Consider the following 18,852-nt stretch of genomic DNA (forward strand, 5'->3'; position numbering starts at 1 on the left):
GTGAACTGGTATGTCGAATGAAAAAGCATATAGAAACATTATTGAATCAAGTTATTGAAAATTTAAAAGAAAAAGGAATAATAGGTTCTACAGTTTTTCCTTTATTTAAAGTTGCGTATAGTCAAAAGCATAGGTATGGGGATTTTACAACGAATTTAGCTTTAGTAATGGGAAAAACTACGGGATATAAACCACGCGTTCTTGCCAAAGAGATTGTCAATGCTTTATTACCTTCACCTTATATTACTAAAGTAGAAATTGCTGGTTCTGGTTTTATTAATTTCTACATCACAGAGAGTAGTTATCAGAATATTATTTCGTCTATTTTAGGGGAAGGAACGCACTATGCAAAGAGCCAAATCGGCCTAGGAAAATCAGTTCACATAGAATATGTTTCTGCCAATCCAACCGGCCCATTGCATGTTGGTCACGGAAGAGGCGCTGCTTATGGCGCTTGTGTATCTAATTTACTCAAAACAGTTGGTTATAAAGTGCATCAAGAATATTATATTAACGATTCTGGGCGACAAATGGAGATTTTAATCTTAAGTGTTTGGATTCGATATTTACAGCAATATGAAGAAAAAACTTTTTTTTTACCAACAGGTGCTTATCAAGGTCAATACATCGTAGATATTGCAAATAAATTGAAAAACAGATATGGGAGTCGTTTTTTTTATCCAAAAAAGGAAATTGATAATTGCCTATCTGTCGTTACCAGTGCTAAAAATAATCCAGACGATTACCTTGATATATGGATGAGTATCCAAAAAGATTTGCTTAAAGAAGATTGTACTACTGTTTTTGATACAGCAGTTAATTATATTTTAGAGGATATTAAAAATGATTTAGAAGAATTCGGAGTTGTGTATGACAAATGGTTTTCTGAAAGTCAACTTATAAAAAAAGGCTTGATGAAAGAAACATTAAATCTTTTGTCTCAAAGAGGCTATGTGTATGAGAAAAATGATGCTCAATGGTTTCGGTCCACTAAATTTGGTGACGAGAAAGATCGAGTGTTGATTCGTAGGAACGGCGTTCCAACTTATTTTGCAGCTGATATCGCTTATCATCTCTATAAATTCAAGCAAGGACATGACATTGTCATTGACATCTTTGGAGCAGATCATCATGGATATATTCCAAGATTGAGTGCTTTTTTGCACACTTTTGGAAAATCTTCTTTCAAGTTACGAACTTTGTTGATGCAATTCGTAATTCTTTATCGGGGAGATAAAAAAATATCTATGTCGACTAGAAGTGGTGACTTTATTACGTTGCGAGAACTCCGTAACGAAATTGGTAACGACGCAGCTCGCTTTTTTTATATTATACGTAAACCTGATCAACATTTAGATTTTGATCTTGAATTAGCAAAATCTCAATCGAGCAAAAATCCCGTTTATTATGTTCAATACGCTCATGCGCGAATTTGTCGTATTTTCCAAAAACTTTACGAAAGCAAAAGAAAATGGAATTGCACAGAAGGAACGACTAATGCAAACTTATTGTCAAGTTCTTATGAAAAGGAGTTGCTGGTCACTTTATTTCGTTATAGCGAGACTATAAAAGACGCTGCCGTTCGGCAATCCCCTCATCTTCTAGCTCATTATTTACAAACTCTCGCCAACCAATTTCACGTTTATTATAATGCAAAGCAATTTCTTGTTCAAGACAGTAAATTACGTAATGCACGTCTAAATATGATTGCTGCTGTGCGTCAGATTATTGTTAATGGTTTAACCTTATTAGGCGTTTCTGCACCCGAAGAAATGTAGGAATATTTTAGAATGATTTTTAAAGGAAGTATCGTGAAAAATATAAATTTGCTGTTAAAAGGCTCTACATTCCTTTTTTGGTTGCAAGATAGTCATGATTAGGGATTATAACAATAGAATACTGTCTTTTTCTTCTTATTCGTACCGTTTTAGATATAAACTTATAGTTCCTGTTTTTTTAGTCCTTATTAGCATTGTTATGCTAATTTTCTTACTTTTTTTTATTTGCCACCCACAATGCTACTGCGACAACAGTATACACTCTAAAGGTGTAGTACATTCTTCTGCTTTTGCTTTAACAATGCAAAAGCAGTCTCACCACCTTCTTTACTGACAACAAATTCTACGAAATTCTAATTCAAATTTTATGCTTCCTTAACGACACTAAAAGTTAGTTATATTTTGAAATATGAGTTGGTGAAGTAAAATTTGCTGATAAATAATTTTATATATGCTTGAAAACTTGTGTTTTTAACCCAATCTATGAGGCATCGTTATTTTTTCTCTTGAAAATGTAGATGGTTGGCTGGTAAAAATGAGAGAACAATTTTTTGGTACTACAATAGTTTCTGTTCGGAGACGTGATAAAGTTGTTGTAGGTGGTGATGGTCAAGTGTCAATGAATGGGACTATTTTGAAAGCCAATGCACATAAAGTTCGTTACCTTTATAAAAATCAGGTAATTACTGGATTTGCTGGAGGTACGGCGGATGCTTTTACTTTATTCGAACGATTTGAGGAAAAACTAGAACAGTATTCTGGTAATTTAACTCGCGCCGCGGTCGAATTAGCTAAAGATTGGCGGACCGACCGAATACTCCGTCGTTTAGAGGCCCTATTAACTGTCGCTGATGCCAAAAAATCACTAGTTATTACTGGTCTTGGAGACGTCATTGAACCTGAACAAAACGTAATAGCTATTGGTTCTGGGGGGCTTTATGCGCAATCCGCAGCTAAATCTTTGTTGGAAAATACAGATCTAAGTGCTCGAGAAATTGTAGAGAAAGCACTGACTATTGCCGCCGAAATTTGTGTTTATACAAACTTTCATTTTACGATCAAAGAGCTCGATAGTACGGGATAGACTGTGTCAAATGAATAGAGAGATGCCTGAAATTCCAATGACTATGACTCCACGAGAGATTGTGGCAGAGTTGGATAAATTTATTATTGGACAAGATGATGCAAAGCGAGCAGTCGCTATTGCTTTACGTAATCGTTGGCGCCGAATGCAAGTATCAGAGGAATTACGACGAGAAATCTTTCCAAAGAATATTTTAATGATTGGTCCAACTGGTGTTGGAAAAACAGAGATTGCACGTCGCTTATCTAATCTTGCTGGGGCGCCATTTATTAAAGTTGAAGCTACTAAGTTTACTGAAGTAGGTTACGTAGGTAGAGACGTTGAATCAATTATTCGAGATTTAGTGGATGCTTCTGTCAAAATGATTCGTGAAAGTGCTATTAGACAAGTAAGAAATTTGGCAGAAGAAACCTCTGAAGAACGAATATTAGATGCTTTAATTCCTTCTACATTACCTAGAGACCCCACTAAGAGTAGTAGTTCTACTGCTGAAGAAGAAGTAGCGTCTTCAGTGAAAAAAGAATCTGTAACGAGAAATGTGTTTCGTAAAAAATTACGCGACGGAAATCTGGATAATAAAGAAATTGAAATAGAAATTAATGTTCATCCATCGTTTGAAATCATGGGGCCTCCTGGCATGGAGGAAATGATTAGTCAATTAAAGGGAATTATGTCCAATATGTCCAGTCGGCGAACTAGATTACGGCGGTTAAAGGTAAAAGATGCCAAACGTATTTTAGTCGAAGAGGAAGCAACAAAACTAATTAATGAAGATGAGATTAAATCTAGTGCTATTGCAAGCGTAGAACAGCATGGTATTGTCTTTTTAGATGAGATTGATAAAATTGTGAAACGAGAAGGCGTCATGGCAGGTGCCGACATTTCGCGCGAAGGCGTACAGCGCGATTTACTGCCATTAGTAGAAGGAAGTACTGTTTTTACTAAATATGGTACAGTGAAAACTGATCATATTTTATTCATTGCCTCCGGTGCTTTTCATATCGCAAAGCCTTCTGATTTAATTCCTGAACTACAAGGTCGTTTCCCCATTCGAGTAGAGCTTAGAGCGTTGACAGCTAATGATTTCGTTCGTATATTAACAGAACCCAAAGCTTCGCTGACTGAACAATATGTTGCATTAATGAAAACGGAAAATTGTACATTGTCCTTTGCCAAAGATGGAATTAGACGTCTTGCTGAGATAGCATATCAAGTAAATAATCGTTCTGAAAATATTGGAGCTCGTCGATTGCATACTATTATGGAACGATTATTGGAAGATATTTCTTTTTCGGCAACAGAGAGAAAAGGTGAGTCGATTGCTATTGATATTTCCTATGTTAATAGGCAACTAGAAAAACTGTCGGAAGATGAAAATTTAAGTCGTTACATTTTATGATTTATTATTTTCTTAAGTCAGTTTTATGTGTATCGTTTCTAAAAATTTGTAGTATAATTATTTTTGCGTAAATATTTTACGAACTCGTTGAAGATCTTCCCTCGTGTCAACGTTAACTAAATGCGCTGCTTTTTTAATTATTACCATGTGGATATGGACACCGTGCCATAGGAGACGTAGTTGTTCTAAATCCTCAATTTTTTCTATAAAACAACCTTCTTTTTTCCAAAGAAAGTATTTCTTCAAAAATCTTAATCGATAAGCATAAACACCGACATGACGAAAATATGAGCCATTTAATTTAACACCATCTTCCTTTTTATTAGGAAGAGATCTTTTGCTCCCTGGTATAGGAGCGCGACTGAAATAAAGAGCAAAATTATTGTGATCTAGAACTACTTTGGTAACATTAGGGTTAAGCAATTCTTTAATATCTACGATTGCTGTACAAAGAGAAGCTACTTTTTCTTCATTGTGCTGATTGAGATCTTCTACTAGCGCTCTAATAGATTTAGGGGTAATCAATGGTTCATCTCCCTGCAGACAAACCACGATTGCGTCATCCTTTAAACCTAAAGAAACAGCAACTTCTGTAACGCGTTCAGTTCCAGATCGATGATTAGCAGCAGTCATATAAACTACAGCCCCAAAGTTCTTTGCTACTTTGCTTATTCGATTATCATCAGTTGCGATGATTACACTCTTTGCACCACTTTTTAAAGCACTGTCGTGAACATGTTGAATCATTGGCTTACCAGAAATATCTGCTAGTACTTTTCCCGGCAGTCGATCTGAATTATAACGAGCTGGTATAATCACTCGAAATTCCATTCTTATTGATTTCTCTTATTCTTCATTAATAATTGCACGGGTTTTATCAGTCAACATTATTGGGATTCCTTCTTTAATAGGATAAGCTACTTGATCTACTTGACAATGCAGCTCTTCCGTTTCCTGGTTGTACACAAGCTTACCTCTACACAGCGGACAAACTAATATCTCTAATAATTTTTTATCCATAAAATAAATCTCTGAAAATCTCAAAAGACGCAAACACACTGTATCATTTTTATAGTGAGAATCAATAGACTATTTTACTCACGATCCTTCTTTATAATGTACAGAGACAACAGAAGAGTGCGACATTGTTAGTTGTATTCTCGGATTGTATTCTCGGGACGACAGGATTCGAACCTGTGACTTCTTGCACCCCATGCAAGTGCGCTACCAGACTGCGCTACGCCCCGATCAAATATAGATTATATTGAAAAAAGAAAAGAAGATAAAGAAAACAAAAGAAAACATTTGTTTTCAAAACTTTTCAATAGCGTTAGCAACAAACAGCAAAGTTTTTTAGTCAACGTTTTGCTATTCTTGGATTGGAGTTTGTATTCAGCACGAAACATCACGACGCGGGTGTCCTTTTAATAAGAACTTTCTTTCCGGCTCTAAGACTACTTCCTGACGTCGTTTTTATTGCGTGAATTAAAATCTAAAACCAGAGCTTTACTGATTCTCTTCTTTCTAAAGAAAAAACGAACACGCCTAAAGAACGACTCTATTGCTTCCTTTGCTTTCAATTTGTATAAACTTAATCGAATAATTTACCAGAGCGTTTTGTAGTGTCATTTGTTAATTTCTCTCAACTTGGCATTAAACTTACGCCCAAGGGCGGTAACTACGCGTTCAATAGCCTGTTTTATTTTTTTATCTGTCAAAGTTCGAAATGGATCTTGCAGAGTTAACCTTAAAGCCACGCTTTTTTTCCCAGATTTAATATGTTCTCTTTTTTTATAGATATCAAATACTTCACTTATAATCAATAAATCTCCAGTGCTTCGAGCAATTTCTTCTTCAATTTGAGACACTTCAATATCTTGATCTACTACGACAGCAATAGCACGATAAACGATAGGAAACTTAGAATAGCATCGATAGTGAGGTATTTGCGTTTTTGTAATGGCTGTTAACTCTATTTCAAAAATATAAAGATGAGAAGTAAGACACAGATCTTGTACTAATTTGGGATGTAAAGCACCCATATAACCAATACAAGCTTCCTTAAAGTATAGAGCAGCAGATTGTCCTGGATGCAATGCTGGATGTTCTGCACATATAAAACGAAAATCTTTTTCAGATCGACTAAGGGATAACAGAGAACTAATATCTCCTTTTAAATCATAAAAATCAACTGTACGTTCTTCTGTGCCCCATTGAAGATTATGAGCTTTCTTTGTAATCAATCCAGCTATCTTCGCTACTTGTTGCCACGTTTCTTTACTTCTGATAAAACAGTTACCAATTTCGAAAAGTTTTATGCGCGTAATCTGATAAGACTGATTATGTTTTATTGCAGTAATAAGCCCAGGCCACAAACTGTTTCTCATAACATTCATATCGATTGTCATTGGATTGAAGAGAGTAAGATATTCTAAGTTAGGATTGAATTGATTTTGTAATTTATTGTTAATAAAACTATAGCTAACAATTTCATTATATCCTCGATCAACCATTAAATGACGAATACGAGATGTAGTTATTTTTGTTTCTGGAAGAGTTAACATAGTTGTTTTATTACTTAAAATAGTTTGGGGGATGCGTTCATAATTGTACAATCTTGCTATTTCTCCAATTAAATTTGTTTCTTGTGTAATATCAAAACGGTAACTAGGTATTTTTACTTCCCAACCGTCTGTTTTTGATTTCACAATCATTCCTAAAGAATGCAAGATTTGATAGATCTCTTCGTCAGAAATTTCTACGCCTAATAGGCATTTAATACGATCACGACGTAGATTAATTATTTTAGTAGTAGGATACGTCTCTTTAATAACTTGCTCTTCGATAGGACCTGGTCTTCCACCGGTTATCGCCAGTAGTAAATCTGTCGCTCTCTCTATAGCAAATCTTTGTAACGAAAAATCGACACCTCTTTCAAATCTATATGAAGAATCTGTATTCAGATTATAGTGGCGTGTCGTGACAATGATATTATTCGGTGTGAAATACGCACTTTCTAGAAAAACATTTTTTGTTTCTTTATTAATCGCAGCACTGACACCTCCCATAACACCAGCAATAGCATGCACTTGATTTGCGTCTGCAATAACTAGAGTATTATGATGATTTAAAGTAATGTTTGTTCCGTCGATTAAAGTAATGTTTTCATTAGAATTTGCATAGCGCACATAAAGTTTGCCAGATAGTTTATCCAAATCAAATGCGTGCATAGGTTGCCCTAATTCTAACATTATGTAATTCGTAACATCCACGACAGGATGAATAGAACGCAATCCACTGCGACGCAAACGTTCTCGCATCCAGAGTGATGTTCGGGTATTGTCATTAATATTACGAATTACTCGTCCAACATAATGTGGACAAGCTTCTTTTGCTTCTATAAAAACAGGAAACACCATATCACCAATAATTGGTGATAACGCAATATTTGACTCTATTCTAGGTATCTTTACGGAAATTTTCTCAATGGCACCTATTTCATTAGCAACACCTCGAACGCTTGCACAATCACCTCGATTAGGTGTTAGATTGATATCGAAAATAAAATCATTTAATTGCAAATAATCATATAAGTTTTTTCCAACAGGAGCATTAGAAGGTAATTCCATAATTAATCCGTTTCGATTTTCTAACGAAAGACCCAATTCCTGCTCTGAGCATATCATTCCGTATGAAGACAATCCCCTTAACTGTATTTTTTTAATTTTCTTATCACCTATTCTTCCACCAATTAAAACAACAGGAACTTTTAAACCAATGCGAAGATTAGTCGCTTTGCAGATAATTTTTAGCATTCCAGTTTTCTTTCCTACATCTACATGACAAAAGGATAAATAGTTTGCCGTTGGATGTGTTTCTACAGAAGACACTACTCCTATTACTACTCCTGCAAAAGAGTGAACTACAGGACTTATAGAATCGACTTCTAAGCCAAACGAAGTAAGTCTTTCTGCTAAATGTTTAGCATTAATTGCAGGATTTACCCACTCGCGAATCCAATTTTCGCTTAATTTCATAAGCTAAAATTGCCTTAAAAAATGTAGGTCGTTTTCAAAAAAGAGACGTAAATCTGGTATCCCATAACGTAGCATAGCTAATCGATCTATACCAATGCCAAAAGAACAACCATTGTATTCATCAGGATCAATGTTTACATTTCGTAAAACATTGGGATGAACCATTCCACAACCTGCAACTTCCAACCAACCTTTTTCAATTGATTGGTGAATATCAACTTCAGCTGAAGGTTCGGTAAAAGGAAAATAAGATGGACGAAAGCGTAAACGAACTTTATCTTCGAAAAAGAAATTAAAAAATTGCTCTAATAAACCTTTTAAATCTGAAAATGTACACTGTTTACTTACTACAAGCCCTTCCACCTGATGAAACATAGGGGTGTGAGAATGATCAAAGTCGCGACGATACGCTCGTCCTAATGTAATTGACTGAATTGGCACACTTTTTTCTTCCATTATCCTTATTTGAACATTAGAGGTATGTGTTCGTAATAATTGGTTATCTGAAAAATAAAAAGTGTCCATCATCCTTCGCGCGGGATGATACAAAGGAATGTTTAAGGCTTCAAAATTATGATACTCATCTTCGATTTCTGGGCCTTCGGCAATTTGGAAACCTAGAGAAAAAAAAAGTTGAATTATCCGTTCAGAAGCATAAGTAATAGGATGAACAGTGCCAAGATTATCGTACCGACCGCGGAGAGTAACATCAATTTTTTCCTGTGTTAATTTTTTTTTCAAATTTTTTTTTTGTAATTGTATAATTTTTTTGGTAAGCAAAGTTTGTACTTTATGCTTAACGTCATTAACCGCTTTTCCAAATTTTGGTCGCTCTTCAAAAGACAGCTCTCCTAATAACTGTAATAACTCTTTCACTTTTCCTTTTTTACCAAGATAATTAACACGCACTTTGTCCAATGCTGATGCATCTGATGCTTCTTTAATAGCTTTTTTTGCAGTTTTCAGAAGAGATTTTAATAATAGATCGGGATTCTTCTGTGCGATAAGTTGCGTCATCGTTTATTATTTAACAGTGATTTTTTAGATTTTTCAGTTAATTTTGCAAAAGTAAATTTTTCGTTGACGGCTAAGTATGCTAGCATTTTTCGATCAATAAAAACCGATGTCTTATGCAAGCCGTTAATCAACTGGTTATAAGATATACCATGTTCTCGTGCAGCAGCATTAATACGTACAATCCATAAAGAACGAAATTTTCGCTTCCGTTGTTTGCGATCACGATAAGCATATTGTGCTGCTTTTATTACAGCTTGCTTTGCCACACGATAGACTCGACTACGAGCACCATAATAACCTTTTGCTTTATTCAAAGTCTTCTTATGACGAATCTTAGCGGTAACACCTCTTTTTACTCTTGGCATCATTACCTCTTTTTTTCTAATTTTAGAATAAGAGACTCATCAAGTCTCATATTTTCAGCATTCTCTCAATTGCTAAAATATTGTTTTTAATAACTGGGCGTAATTTACGTAATCGGCGCTTTCGTTTTTGCGATTTTTTAGTCAAAATATGGTTGTGGTTGGCTACGGCTCGCTTAATACCGCCTTGTCCAGTTATTTTAAATCGCTTTGCAGCTCCACGATTTGTTTTTAATTTCGGCATAATTCTCACTTTTATGTTTATTGCTCTCATTTTTACCTTTCATAACAACCATTGTCATTTGTCTGCCTTCCATCTTTGGTTCTTGTTCAATAGCAACATCTCCTAGATCACGTTTAATGCGATTCAGTAATTCTAACCCCAGTGCTTGATGTTGCATTTCTCTTCCCTTGAAGCGCAAACTTGTCTTTACTCTATCTCCACGTTTCAAAAATACTATGATTTTTCGTAATTTTACCTGATAGTCTCCTTCGCCAGTACCGGGGCGAAATTTTACTTCTTTAAGATGAATAGATCGTTGCTTTTTTCTTTGAGCCGCTTTTTGTTTGCTTTTTTCAAATTGGTATTTACCAAAATCCATAATACGACAAACAGGTGGGATAGCCATTGGAGAAACCTCAACCAAATCCAACTCTGACTCTTCTGCAAGTGCTAATGCTTGATCAATTTTTACAATTCCCATTTGCCCGCCTTCCTTGTTTATTAATCGTACTTCTGAGACACGAATTTGTTTATTTATACGCGTTCGTTTCAATCTTGATAGTTACCCCTTTAAATATGAAGCTAAAATATTTATATTAACAGCTTAACTTAACTGCACCGGCTAATTTGCTCTTTTAATTGGTGGGAAAACTCCTCCAATGTGAGACTAGTTAATTTTACATCACCTTGTAATACACGTACCGTTACTGTCTTATCAATTACTTCGCGATCACCAACAATAACCTGATAAGGCACACGAGCGATAGTATGTTCACGAATTTTAAAGCCGATCTTCTCATTTCTCAAGTCTGAGATAGCTCTAATATCCAGATTTTGAAGATTTTCTACGATTTTCTCTACATAATCGTTTTGTCTATTTGTAATGTTCATAACAACCACTTGAATAGGTGTTAACCACAGAGGTAATTTTCCGGAATATTCTTCTAACAAGATTCCTAAAAAACGTTCAAATGAACCCAGAATAGCGCGATGAATCATCACAGGAGTTTTTTTACATCCTTTTTCGTCGATATAATACGCTCCCAGCCTTTTTGGCATTGAAAAATCGATTTGTACAGTTCCACATTGCCATATTCTTCCTAAGCAATCTTGTAAGGAAAATTCAATTTTTGGTCCATAGAAAGCACCTTTTCCAGGTGATATTTCCCAATGAACGCATTTTTCATCTAATGCCTCTGATAAAGATTGTTCTGCCTTAGTCCATATCTCATCATTTCCAACTCGTTTTTCGGGTCGAGTAGACAATTTATAAATGATATTTTTAAAACCAAAATCAGTGTAGACTTTACGTAACTGATCGATAAATGTTGATACTTCTAAGTGTATTTGCTCTTCTGTACAAAAAATATGTCCGTCATCTTGAATAAAACTTTTCAGTCGCATAAGAGCATGTAGAGCGCCTGATGACTCATTGCGGTGACAAATACCAAATTCGGAATAGTGGATCGGTAAATCACGGTAACTTTTGATACTATGATTAAATATTTGAATATGAGCTGGACAACTCATTGGTTTAATGACATATCGTTGGTTTTCCATGGTTAAGCTAAAAACACCCTCTCCAAATTTTTCTAAATGACCAGATTTATCCCATAATTTCGCCTCAATCAATTGAGGAGTATTAACCTCTTGGTAGCCGTATTTACGATTTAAATTACGGATATAATCTTGTAATCGCAGAATAATACCCCATCCTTTAGAGTGCCAAAACACATTACCTGGAGATTCTATTTGAAAATGGAATAAATCCATTTTCTTTTTAATTATTCGATGATCTCGGTCTTTTGATTCTTCCATACGGTGTAAATAATCTTTCAAATCTTTAATATCGATCCATGCTGTTCCGTATATTCTTTGTAATACTGCATTTTTTCTATTTCCTTTCCAATACACACCAGATAATTTTGTTAATTTAAAAGCTCCTGATAATAATCCAGTACGAAGTACATGAAGATTTCGACAAAGATCAATGAAATTACCTTGTTTGTACACAATTAATATTTCATCCTTCGGAATTTCATTGACAATCTCACCTTTGTATTTTTCACCAATTTTATTAAAAATGATTAACGCTTCTTCGCGACTTAATATTTTTCTTTCAATATGCAAATCTGATTTCACAATTGCACGCATTTTTTTCTCGATCTTTTTAAGGTCTTCTGTAGTAAAAAAATGTTTTAGATCAAAATCGTAATAAAATCTGTCGTCAATCACAGATCCAATAGCAATTTTTGTTTCTGGGAATAATTCTTTAACAGCATGAGCTAGAAGATGTATAGTAGAGTGTCGAATAATTTTTAATCCTTCAGGATCTTTTGCAGTAATAATTTTAAAAGTCGAATCTTTTGTAATTACAGAAGAAACGTCTACCCAATGACCATCGACTGTAATCGCTAAAGCAGTGTTAAAAATCTCTTTTTCAAGAGATGCAATAATCTCGTTAACTGTCACAGGTTCAGGAAAGGCTTTTATATTTCCACATGGAAGTGTAATTATTGGCATAAGGCCCTTTTAAAGAGAATTCCTACACCTACTGCTTTACAAAAGATTATCTATTAACAAAGAAAAAACCATACGTTATATACACGCCCTGTTAATATAGCTGTATTAAAATTTTAAATTGCACGTTCTAAGATACTCTTTATAAAAAAATCAATACATTCAACCTCAACATCATAAGCAATTTCAATACAAAAAACCAATAAGAATTTTAAAATTAACATATAAAGCTTTTAGTCTCTTTGTTTTCGCATAAAAAGATGATGATCTTATAATTTTAGAAAGTATTAATAATTTTTCATGTGTTTTTCGAATTTCTATTACGTGCTTAATTGCTCTATTTGTTCTTTTATATCGTAAAACGGGATGCAAGGCGTATATGATTGATACTATATTCTTTAAGTTTAATTTTAGATAAAATAAAACATATGTATTATTTTATATGGTTAAAATAAAAAGGGTAACCGTTTCTATATAGAATAGCCATAAATTTCATGTTGGGTTGTAACTAGAGCCTTGTATTTTGTATATGATTTTATACCTCTGTGCTTAGAGCCCTTTTTAAAGCGTCAGCTTTAAAAAGCGTTTCTTCGTATTCCATAATAGAATTAGAATCTAGTGTAATTGCTCCTCCTGTCTGAAACGTGACAATGTTATTTTTAATAACATACGTTCGAATAAGAATTGAAGTATCCATCCCCCCGTCAAAACCTATATAACCTAAGCTACCGCAATAAGGGCCTCTCTGTGTTGGTTCCAATTCCTCAATTATTTCCATAGCTTTTATTTTTGGCGCACCCGTTACTGAACCCCCTGGAAAAGCAGCGCACAAAAGATCTACGACATGAAGATCATCTTTTAGTTTTCCCTCAATAACGGACACTAAATGATGCACTGTTTCATAACTTTCTACTTTACAATATGTGGTTACTTTAACTGAATCAGAAAAACAAACCTTTGATAAATCATTTCGCATAAGATCGACAATCATCGTATTTTCTGCACGTTCTTTGATACTTTTTTCTAATTTCTTTGCTAATGCCATATCTTCTACAGTATCCGCGGAACGTCTCATCGTACCTTTTATAGGTCGTGACTCCACTTTCCGATTATATACTTTTAAAAACCGTTCTGGAGAACTTGAAACAATAATTGTATTACCAAAACGCGCATAAGCACCAAACGGTGAGGGATTTATTGATCGAATACGTTGATACAATACAAATTCGGAATTTTCTGGGATATTACTCTGAAATCTCTGTGACAGATTAACTTCAAATATATCACCATTTAAAATGCGTTGACGACACTTTTCTATTGCTTCTACATAGGTTTGTTTAGTGAAATAACTACTGATACTGTTTTCGTTAATTAGTGGTTTCTTTATTGAAGGAAGCGTTTTTTCAACGTTTTTTATTTTTTTAAAACACTGAAAGAGACGTATTTTTGCATGGTTTTGTCTTTCTACTGTATTTTGTTTTGGTAATCCTGAAGAAAAGATCCATGCCTTTTTTTTCATGTGATCAAAAGCGATAATTAAATCATAAAATCCTATTGCCATGCGGGGATATTGCATATCGTCTTGAGAACAATTGGATAAATTTTCTAGATCTCTAATTAAATCATAGCTAAAAAAACCTGCTATCCCACCTTGAAAAGGTGGGAGATCAGGATGTAAAGAGAATGTAAATAGTTTAAGTTTATTGTATAAAAAAGTAAAAATGTTCTTTTTTTCTTTTATTATTTTACCGTTAAAATAAATTTTATTGTCACGGTAAATGAGAGTAGAAAATGGATCAACGGCAATGTAACTATACCTGCCTAATTTTTGATCAAATTTCATACTGTCCAAAAAAACAAAATAATTCAATTTATTAAAAATTGCTGCGTAGTCTATTGGATCTCGGTAAGGGATAGAGATCCAATATGGTTTTTCCTCAATAGTTAACATTTCTATTTTCCTTTAATTTTCTATCATAAATTTTAATCTATGTTTAACATCTTAAACTTAAAATAGATAGTTTATTTTTCTTTTTGTGTTGTGTAGAATTTTTTCAACATGATCTTACTAATTGACCACTACGATTCCTTTGTGTACAATCTTGGACGGTACTTTGAGGTACTGGGTTGTAAAACGTTGATATATCGTCATGACAAAATTACTCTCCCTGAGATAGAAAAACTTAAACCTTCCCATATTGTAATTTCCCCTGGTCCTGGAACACCAAAGCAGACGGGTATTTCTATTAATATAATTAAATATTTTTCTTCTCGTATCCCAATTTTAGGAGTATGTTTAGGACATCAAACTATTGGATATACTTTTGGTGCAAAAGTGTGTCATGCCGACCATCCTATGCATGGAAAAGCTAGTAAGATTTACCACAATCAACATGCTCTTTTTATAAAAATTCCAAATCCTTTTTCTGCAGGTCGCTATCATTCACTTATTATCAGCAAAAATCAGTTTCCTGATTGTCTTACCATTATAGCAGAAAATAAAGAAGGTGAAATTATGGCAATTTGTCATCGTGTTTATCCAATATTCGGTGTACAATTTCACCCAGAATCTATTATGACAGAGCAAGGTTTGCAACTGCTGAGTAATTTCGTCGAAATAGATCATGCAAATACTTGTAAATAAAAATATTATTTCAGCAGATGCACCTGCTATTCACAGTAATGATCGCGGATTTTTACTGGGAGATGGTATATTTGAGACTATTAAAGTTGAAGATGGAAATTTTCTTTTTTTTCAAGAGCATTATTATCGTCTTGCGATGTCTGCCTCGCAATTAGATATTCCTTTTAGATGTTCATTAATTGAGCTGAGAAATCAATGTCAAAAATTGCTAAAAATTAATTCATCACCAAAAATAGCTGCTTTACGAATTACCCTGACTCGTGGAATTTCTAAGACAATAGGAATGCAGTTACCTCTTACTCTTTCCCCAACCCTAGTGATTACAATTACACCTTATTGTTTTATACCTCCAGTTTCTACCTTATATATTACAAATATTAAGCGCAACGAATCTTCTTTTATAACCCAATTAAAAACGTTAAGTCGTTTGGAACTTGTGTTAGCTAGACAAAAAGCTATTAAAGCAGGATACCAAGAAGGTTTAATCCTTAACACAAAAGGCGCAATTACTGAAACAAGCACTGGAAACTTATTCGTGGTAATTGATAAACAAATATTCACGCCTCGCACAGAGGACGGTATCTTACCGGGAATTACGCGATCCGTCATTATCAAAATCGCTGCTCGAATAAAAACACCTATAATAGAGAAGCAGTTATATCCAGATGATCTTTTAAAGGCTAGTGAAATATTTCAAACTAATAGCCTTGTTGAAATTCAGTCTTTTTCTAAAATTAATGAACATCTTCTTTTATCAAAAAATAAAGCGATTGTAACCAACCAATTTTGCAATCAATATTGTATTTATAAAAAAGAGTACATGAGCGTTCATTCAAACGAAGTGTCTGCTTAATTAATATTTTTAATATTTTATTTCTTCAAAAAAGTTGTGTATTTATAATGCCTAGCCGGGATCCGTTGGTACAATAATAATATACATAGAATTTCGAAATTTTAATCGTATTCTCTTATAAACTTTCTCTCTCTTAAGTTTTTATAAAAGTGTGAGGTGGCTTGTGATCGTTCTCGTTTTATAGTAGGCACGATTGGTATCGAACCAACGACCTCCACCATGTCAAGGTGGCGCTCTGCCACTGAGCTACGTGCCTGTTTTATAATAATAAGATTTCTTCTTTATAAAAGGACACCAAATCTTAAGATCACAAATTAATTAAGTGATTTTACTATAATTTTACATTCATTGATTATTATCATTAGATATTACCAAAAACCATTGTCTAGAACCTCTGTATACTTTTAAAAGCAATTGTCTAGGTTCCTGTGTTGTGATTCTAATTAACTCTTTTACTGTAGAAATCATTTTGCCATTAGCATTTAAAATGATATCTCCAGTCTGTAATCCAGCTAATGCACCATTGCTGTCATCATTTATGTTAGTAATTAATACCCCATTTAAAAACGTACCATCGGGTTCTAAATCACTAAATTGTTGTAAACGCATACCTCCTAAAAAGGGAATATTGTGTTTATGGAATATATCTTTAGGATCAACTGTCTTAGTCGTTATTTTTTTGATCTTGTGATTATCACGAACAATGACTAAGTGAACTGTGGTTCCAGGACGCATTAATCCTAATATATTATGCAATTGTTCAGAGGTGTGTACAGCAAATTGATTGATAGACTGAATAACGTCTTGTACTTGTAGCCCAGCTCTTTCAGCCGGGCTACCACAAAAGATCTTAGTTACTAGAGCACCGATAGTGTGTTTTAGATTTAAAGCATTAGCCAGTTCAGGAGTGATATTTTGCGCAGTGACTCCCAGTATACTGTGTTTTACTGTTCCATATTTAATCAATTGCTCGGATATGTTTTTGACCATATTGCTTGGAATGGCGAATCCAATACCAATATTTCCAAAAGAAGATGTAACGATAGCTGTATTAATACCAATTAATCGACCTTGCAAATCAATTAATGCTCCTCCTGAATTTCCAGGATTAATCGGAGCATCTGTTTGAATGAAATTTTGAAAATTATCAATACGAGGATCTTGTCGATTTAGAGCACTAATAATACCATAAGTTACTGTTTGATTTAATCCGAAAGGGCTACCGATTGCCACTACAAAATCCCCTGCTTTTAGCCGATCAGAGTTACTAAAAGGTATTTCAGTTAAATGTTTAGCTCTAATTTGAATCACAGAGAGATCACATCCTTTGTCTTTTCCGATTATTTGAGCTCGATAGCGACGGCCATCTTTAAGAGTTACTAATATTATTTTCTGATCTTTAATTACGTGAGTATTAGTAACAATATAACCCTTTTGAGCATTTATAATGACTCCTGAGCCAATCCCAATGACTTTTTCAGGAATTACACTTTGTTGCGTGTCTGGTTTAAATGAACGCACTGGTTGTAAAATAAATCTCTCTACGGAAATATTAACAACGCTTGCAGTAGTTTTACTTAACATAGGAGAGAGACTATTATACACTGCTCTTTTATCAATATTAGGAGTTAAATGTGCCTGAATACTGAATGGAAGAAATAGCATTATTGCCATGGTAATAATGCTATAAGACACTACTCGTAATAACTTTCTCATATATTTATTATCGAGGTAAAAAATCTCGGCGATTTGCAGTCTACACTCCTCCTGAAGAAGAAAAATCTATATAATTTTAACAATTTATCTAGCGTCTTATTTTAATACTAAAACTTTCAAATAATGAAACTAAGCAATAGTTTAGCAGTGTTTTTTGTCGTGTCACTAGTTAGTTGAATAATTCGCGTTAATTATATAGAAAACTTAAAAGATTCTACATAATTTTGAGAATGATAAATAAAATATTGATATGTTGCCTAGTGCTATTTTCTTACAAAAATTTTAATAAATTCAATATATCTTTAGGTAAAGCAGAATGCCATTCCATGGTTTTCTGAGTTAGAGGATGAGATAGTTTGATAGTAGCTGCATGAAGCGCTTGACGACGAAAACCTGTACAAGGCAAAGTATCTCCTTTCCCTCTGCTACTATTATAAACTGGATCTCCAACGAGAGGATGACGAATATGGGCCATATGAACACGAATTTGATGCGTTCGACCAGTTTCTAGTCGAATACGAAGGTGTGTATGTTTTTTATAATGGCGAATAATATAAAAATGCGTGATTGCTTCTCGGCCACCCCTCTCATTGCTAACAACAGTCATACGAGTACGATGTACCGAGTGACGCCCAATAGGAGCATTAATTGTCTGACCCGAAATAAGAATACCTTGTACAATAGCTTCGTATTCTCTTGTAATTTTTCGTTTTTTCATGGCTGTAATTAATGTGTGGTAGGATATTAAACTGCAGGCGACCACCAGTAGTCCTGAAGTATCTTTATCTAGACGATGAATGATACCTGCACGGGGCAAAATAGCTAATTTTGGATTATGATGCAAAAGGGCATTAATTAACGTGCAATCAGGAATACCAGCTCCTGGATGCATAGTCAAACCTGCTGGCTTATTTACAATAAGCAATGCTTCATCTTCATATAGAATATTTAAAGGCAATGCTTGAGCAATCCATTGTTTATTTAAATTAATAGGTTGATTTATAGTCATTTCAATAAATTGATTAGGTTTTACTATTTCTCGTGTGCGTATTTTTTTAATACCATTAACACAAACATATCCAGATCGGATATAATTTTGCAATTGTGATCGAGAAAAATTTGGAAATAACTGAGCTAAAGCTTTATCTAGGCGTATTCTTGCTAATGTTTCTGGAACGATATTCTTAAAATATTTTTTTTGAAAATGCATATTTCTTAT

General features: G+C 34.1%; 15 protein-coding genes, 2 tRNA genes and 1 pseudogene. 5 read left to right on the top strand and 13 right to left on the bottom strand.

Annotated features, from left to right (window positions below):
* Positions 1–17 precede the first annotated feature (17 nt).
* The 3 genes from argS (at position 18) to hslU (ending at position 4,261) form a co-directional block, all read left to right on the top strand.
* Positions 18–1,778 carry an arginine--tRNA ligase gene (argS, locus tag Z664_RS01045; protein WP_039669878.1) on the top strand — a complete coding sequence of 587 codons (1,761 nt, stop codon included), beginning with the start codon at positions 18–20 and terminating at the stop codon, positions 1,776–1,778.
* A 535-nt stretch (positions 1,779–2,313) separates the two neighbouring features.
* Positions 2,314–2,862: an ATP-dependent protease subunit HslV gene (gene hslV / locus Z664_RS01050; protein ID WP_039669879.1), complete on the top strand. Its 549-nt coding sequence runs from the start codon at positions 2,314–2,316 to the stop codon at positions 2,860–2,862.
* Positions 2,863–2,899: 37 nt separating this feature from the next.
* Complete coding sequence (hslU, locus tag Z664_RS01055) at positions 2,900–4,261, top strand: ATP-dependent protease ATPase subunit HslU (RefSeq protein WP_052246369.1); 1,362 nt, start codon at positions 2,900–2,902, stop codon at positions 4,259–4,261.
* A 57-nt stretch (positions 4,262–4,318) separates the two neighbouring features.
* Here the strand turns inward: hslU and kdsB are convergent, their stop codons facing one another.
* The 10 genes and pseudogenes from kdsB to Z664_RS01105 all read right to left on the bottom strand — a co-directional run bounded on the left by kdsB (position 4,319) and on the right by Z664_RS01105 (position 14,371).
* Positions 4,319–5,092 (bottom strand): 3-deoxy-manno-octulosonate cytidylyltransferase, encoded by a 774-nt coding sequence (gene kdsB / locus Z664_RS01060; RefSeq protein ID WP_039669881.1) that lies wholly within the window; start codon positions 5,090–5,092, stop codon positions 4,319–4,321.
* 15 nt (positions 5,093–5,107) lie between these two features.
* Entirely contained in the window at positions 5,108–5,281 is a 174-nt protein-coding gene (locus Z664_RS01065) for a Trm112 family protein (RefSeq protein WP_084588747.1), read from the bottom strand.
* A 153-nt stretch (positions 5,282–5,434) separates the two neighbouring features.
* Positions 5,435–5,508, bottom strand: a tRNA-Pro gene (locus tag Z664_RS01070).
* A 378-nt stretch (positions 5,509–5,886) separates the two neighbouring features.
* Positions 5,887–8,298 carry a phenylalanine--tRNA ligase subunit beta gene (gene pheT, locus Z664_RS01075; protein ID WP_039669883.1) on the bottom strand — a complete coding sequence of 804 codons (2,412 nt, stop codon included), beginning with the start codon at positions 8,296–8,298 and terminating at the stop codon, positions 5,887–5,889.
* Between the two features lie 3 nt (positions 8,299–8,301).
* Entirely contained in the window at positions 8,302–9,315 is a 1,014-nt protein-coding gene (pheS, locus tag Z664_RS01080) for a phenylalanine--tRNA ligase subunit alpha (protein WP_052246318.1), read from the bottom strand.
* Positions 9,312–9,680, bottom strand: a complete 369-nt coding sequence (rplT, locus tag Z664_RS01085) for a 50S ribosomal protein L20 (RefSeq protein WP_039670202.1) — start codon at positions 9,678–9,680, stop codon at positions 9,312–9,314. The genes pheS and rplT overlap by 4 nt, the downstream gene beginning before the upstream one ends.
* 46 nt (positions 9,681–9,726) lie before the next feature.
* Positions 9,727–9,921 (bottom strand): 50S ribosomal protein L35, encoded by a 195-nt coding sequence (gene rpmI, locus Z664_RS01090; protein ID WP_039669884.1) that lies wholly within the window; start codon positions 9,919–9,921, stop codon positions 9,727–9,729.
* A 25-nt stretch (positions 9,922–9,946) separates the two neighbouring features.
* A pseudogene (gene infC / locus Z664_RS01095) lies at positions 9,947–10,453 on the bottom strand (translation initiation factor IF-3); the annotation flags it as partial.
* A gap of 56 nt (positions 10,454–10,509) precedes the next feature.
* Positions 10,510–12,423: a threonine--tRNA ligase gene (gene thrS, locus Z664_RS01100; protein WP_039669886.1), complete on the bottom strand. Its 1,914-nt coding sequence runs from the start codon at positions 12,421–12,423 to the stop codon at positions 10,510–10,512.
* Positions 12,424–12,955: 532 nt separating this feature from the next.
* Positions 12,956–14,371 (bottom strand): anthranilate synthase component I family protein, encoded by a 1,416-nt coding sequence (locus tag Z664_RS01105; RefSeq protein ID WP_039669887.1) that lies wholly within the window; start codon positions 14,369–14,371, stop codon positions 12,956–12,958.
* Between the two features lie 108 nt (positions 14,372–14,479).
* Between Z664_RS01105 and Z664_RS01110 the strand changes: the two genes are divergently transcribed.
* On the top strand, positions 14,480–15,064 hold the full coding sequence (locus tag Z664_RS01110; RefSeq protein ID WP_039669888.1) for an anthranilate synthase component II: 585 nt from the start codon (positions 14,480–14,482) through the stop codon (positions 15,062–15,064).
* Positions 15,045–15,917, top strand: a complete 873-nt coding sequence (locus tag Z664_RS01115; protein ID WP_084588726.1) for an aminotransferase class IV — start codon at positions 15,045–15,047, stop codon at positions 15,915–15,917. The genes Z664_RS01110 and Z664_RS01115 overlap by 20 nt, the downstream gene beginning before the upstream one ends.
* Before the next feature lie 184 nt (positions 15,918–16,101).
* Here Z664_RS01115 and Z664_RS01120 read toward each other — a convergent pair.
* The 3 genes from Z664_RS01120 to rluD form a co-directional block, all read right to left on the bottom strand.
* Positions 16,102–16,173 (bottom strand) — tRNA-Val (locus Z664_RS01120).
* 89 nt (positions 16,174–16,262) lie between these two features.
* Positions 16,263–17,633, bottom strand: a complete 1,371-nt coding sequence (locus Z664_RS01125; RefSeq protein WP_039669889.1) for a Do family serine endopeptidase — start codon at positions 17,631–17,633, stop codon at positions 16,263–16,265.
* Between the two features lie 271 nt (positions 17,634–17,904).
* Complete coding sequence (gene rluD, locus Z664_RS01130) at positions 17,905–18,843, bottom strand: 23S rRNA pseudouridine(1911/1915/1917) synthase RluD (RefSeq protein ID WP_039669890.1); 939 nt, start codon at positions 18,841–18,843, stop codon at positions 17,905–17,907.
* Positions 18,844–18,852 lie beyond the last annotated feature (9 nt).

Origin of the sequence: Coxiella endosymbiont of Amblyomma americanum (assembly GCF_000815025.1) — a bacterium.
Classification (GTDB): Bacteria; Pseudomonadota; Gammaproteobacteria; order Coxiellales; family Coxiellaceae; genus Coxiella.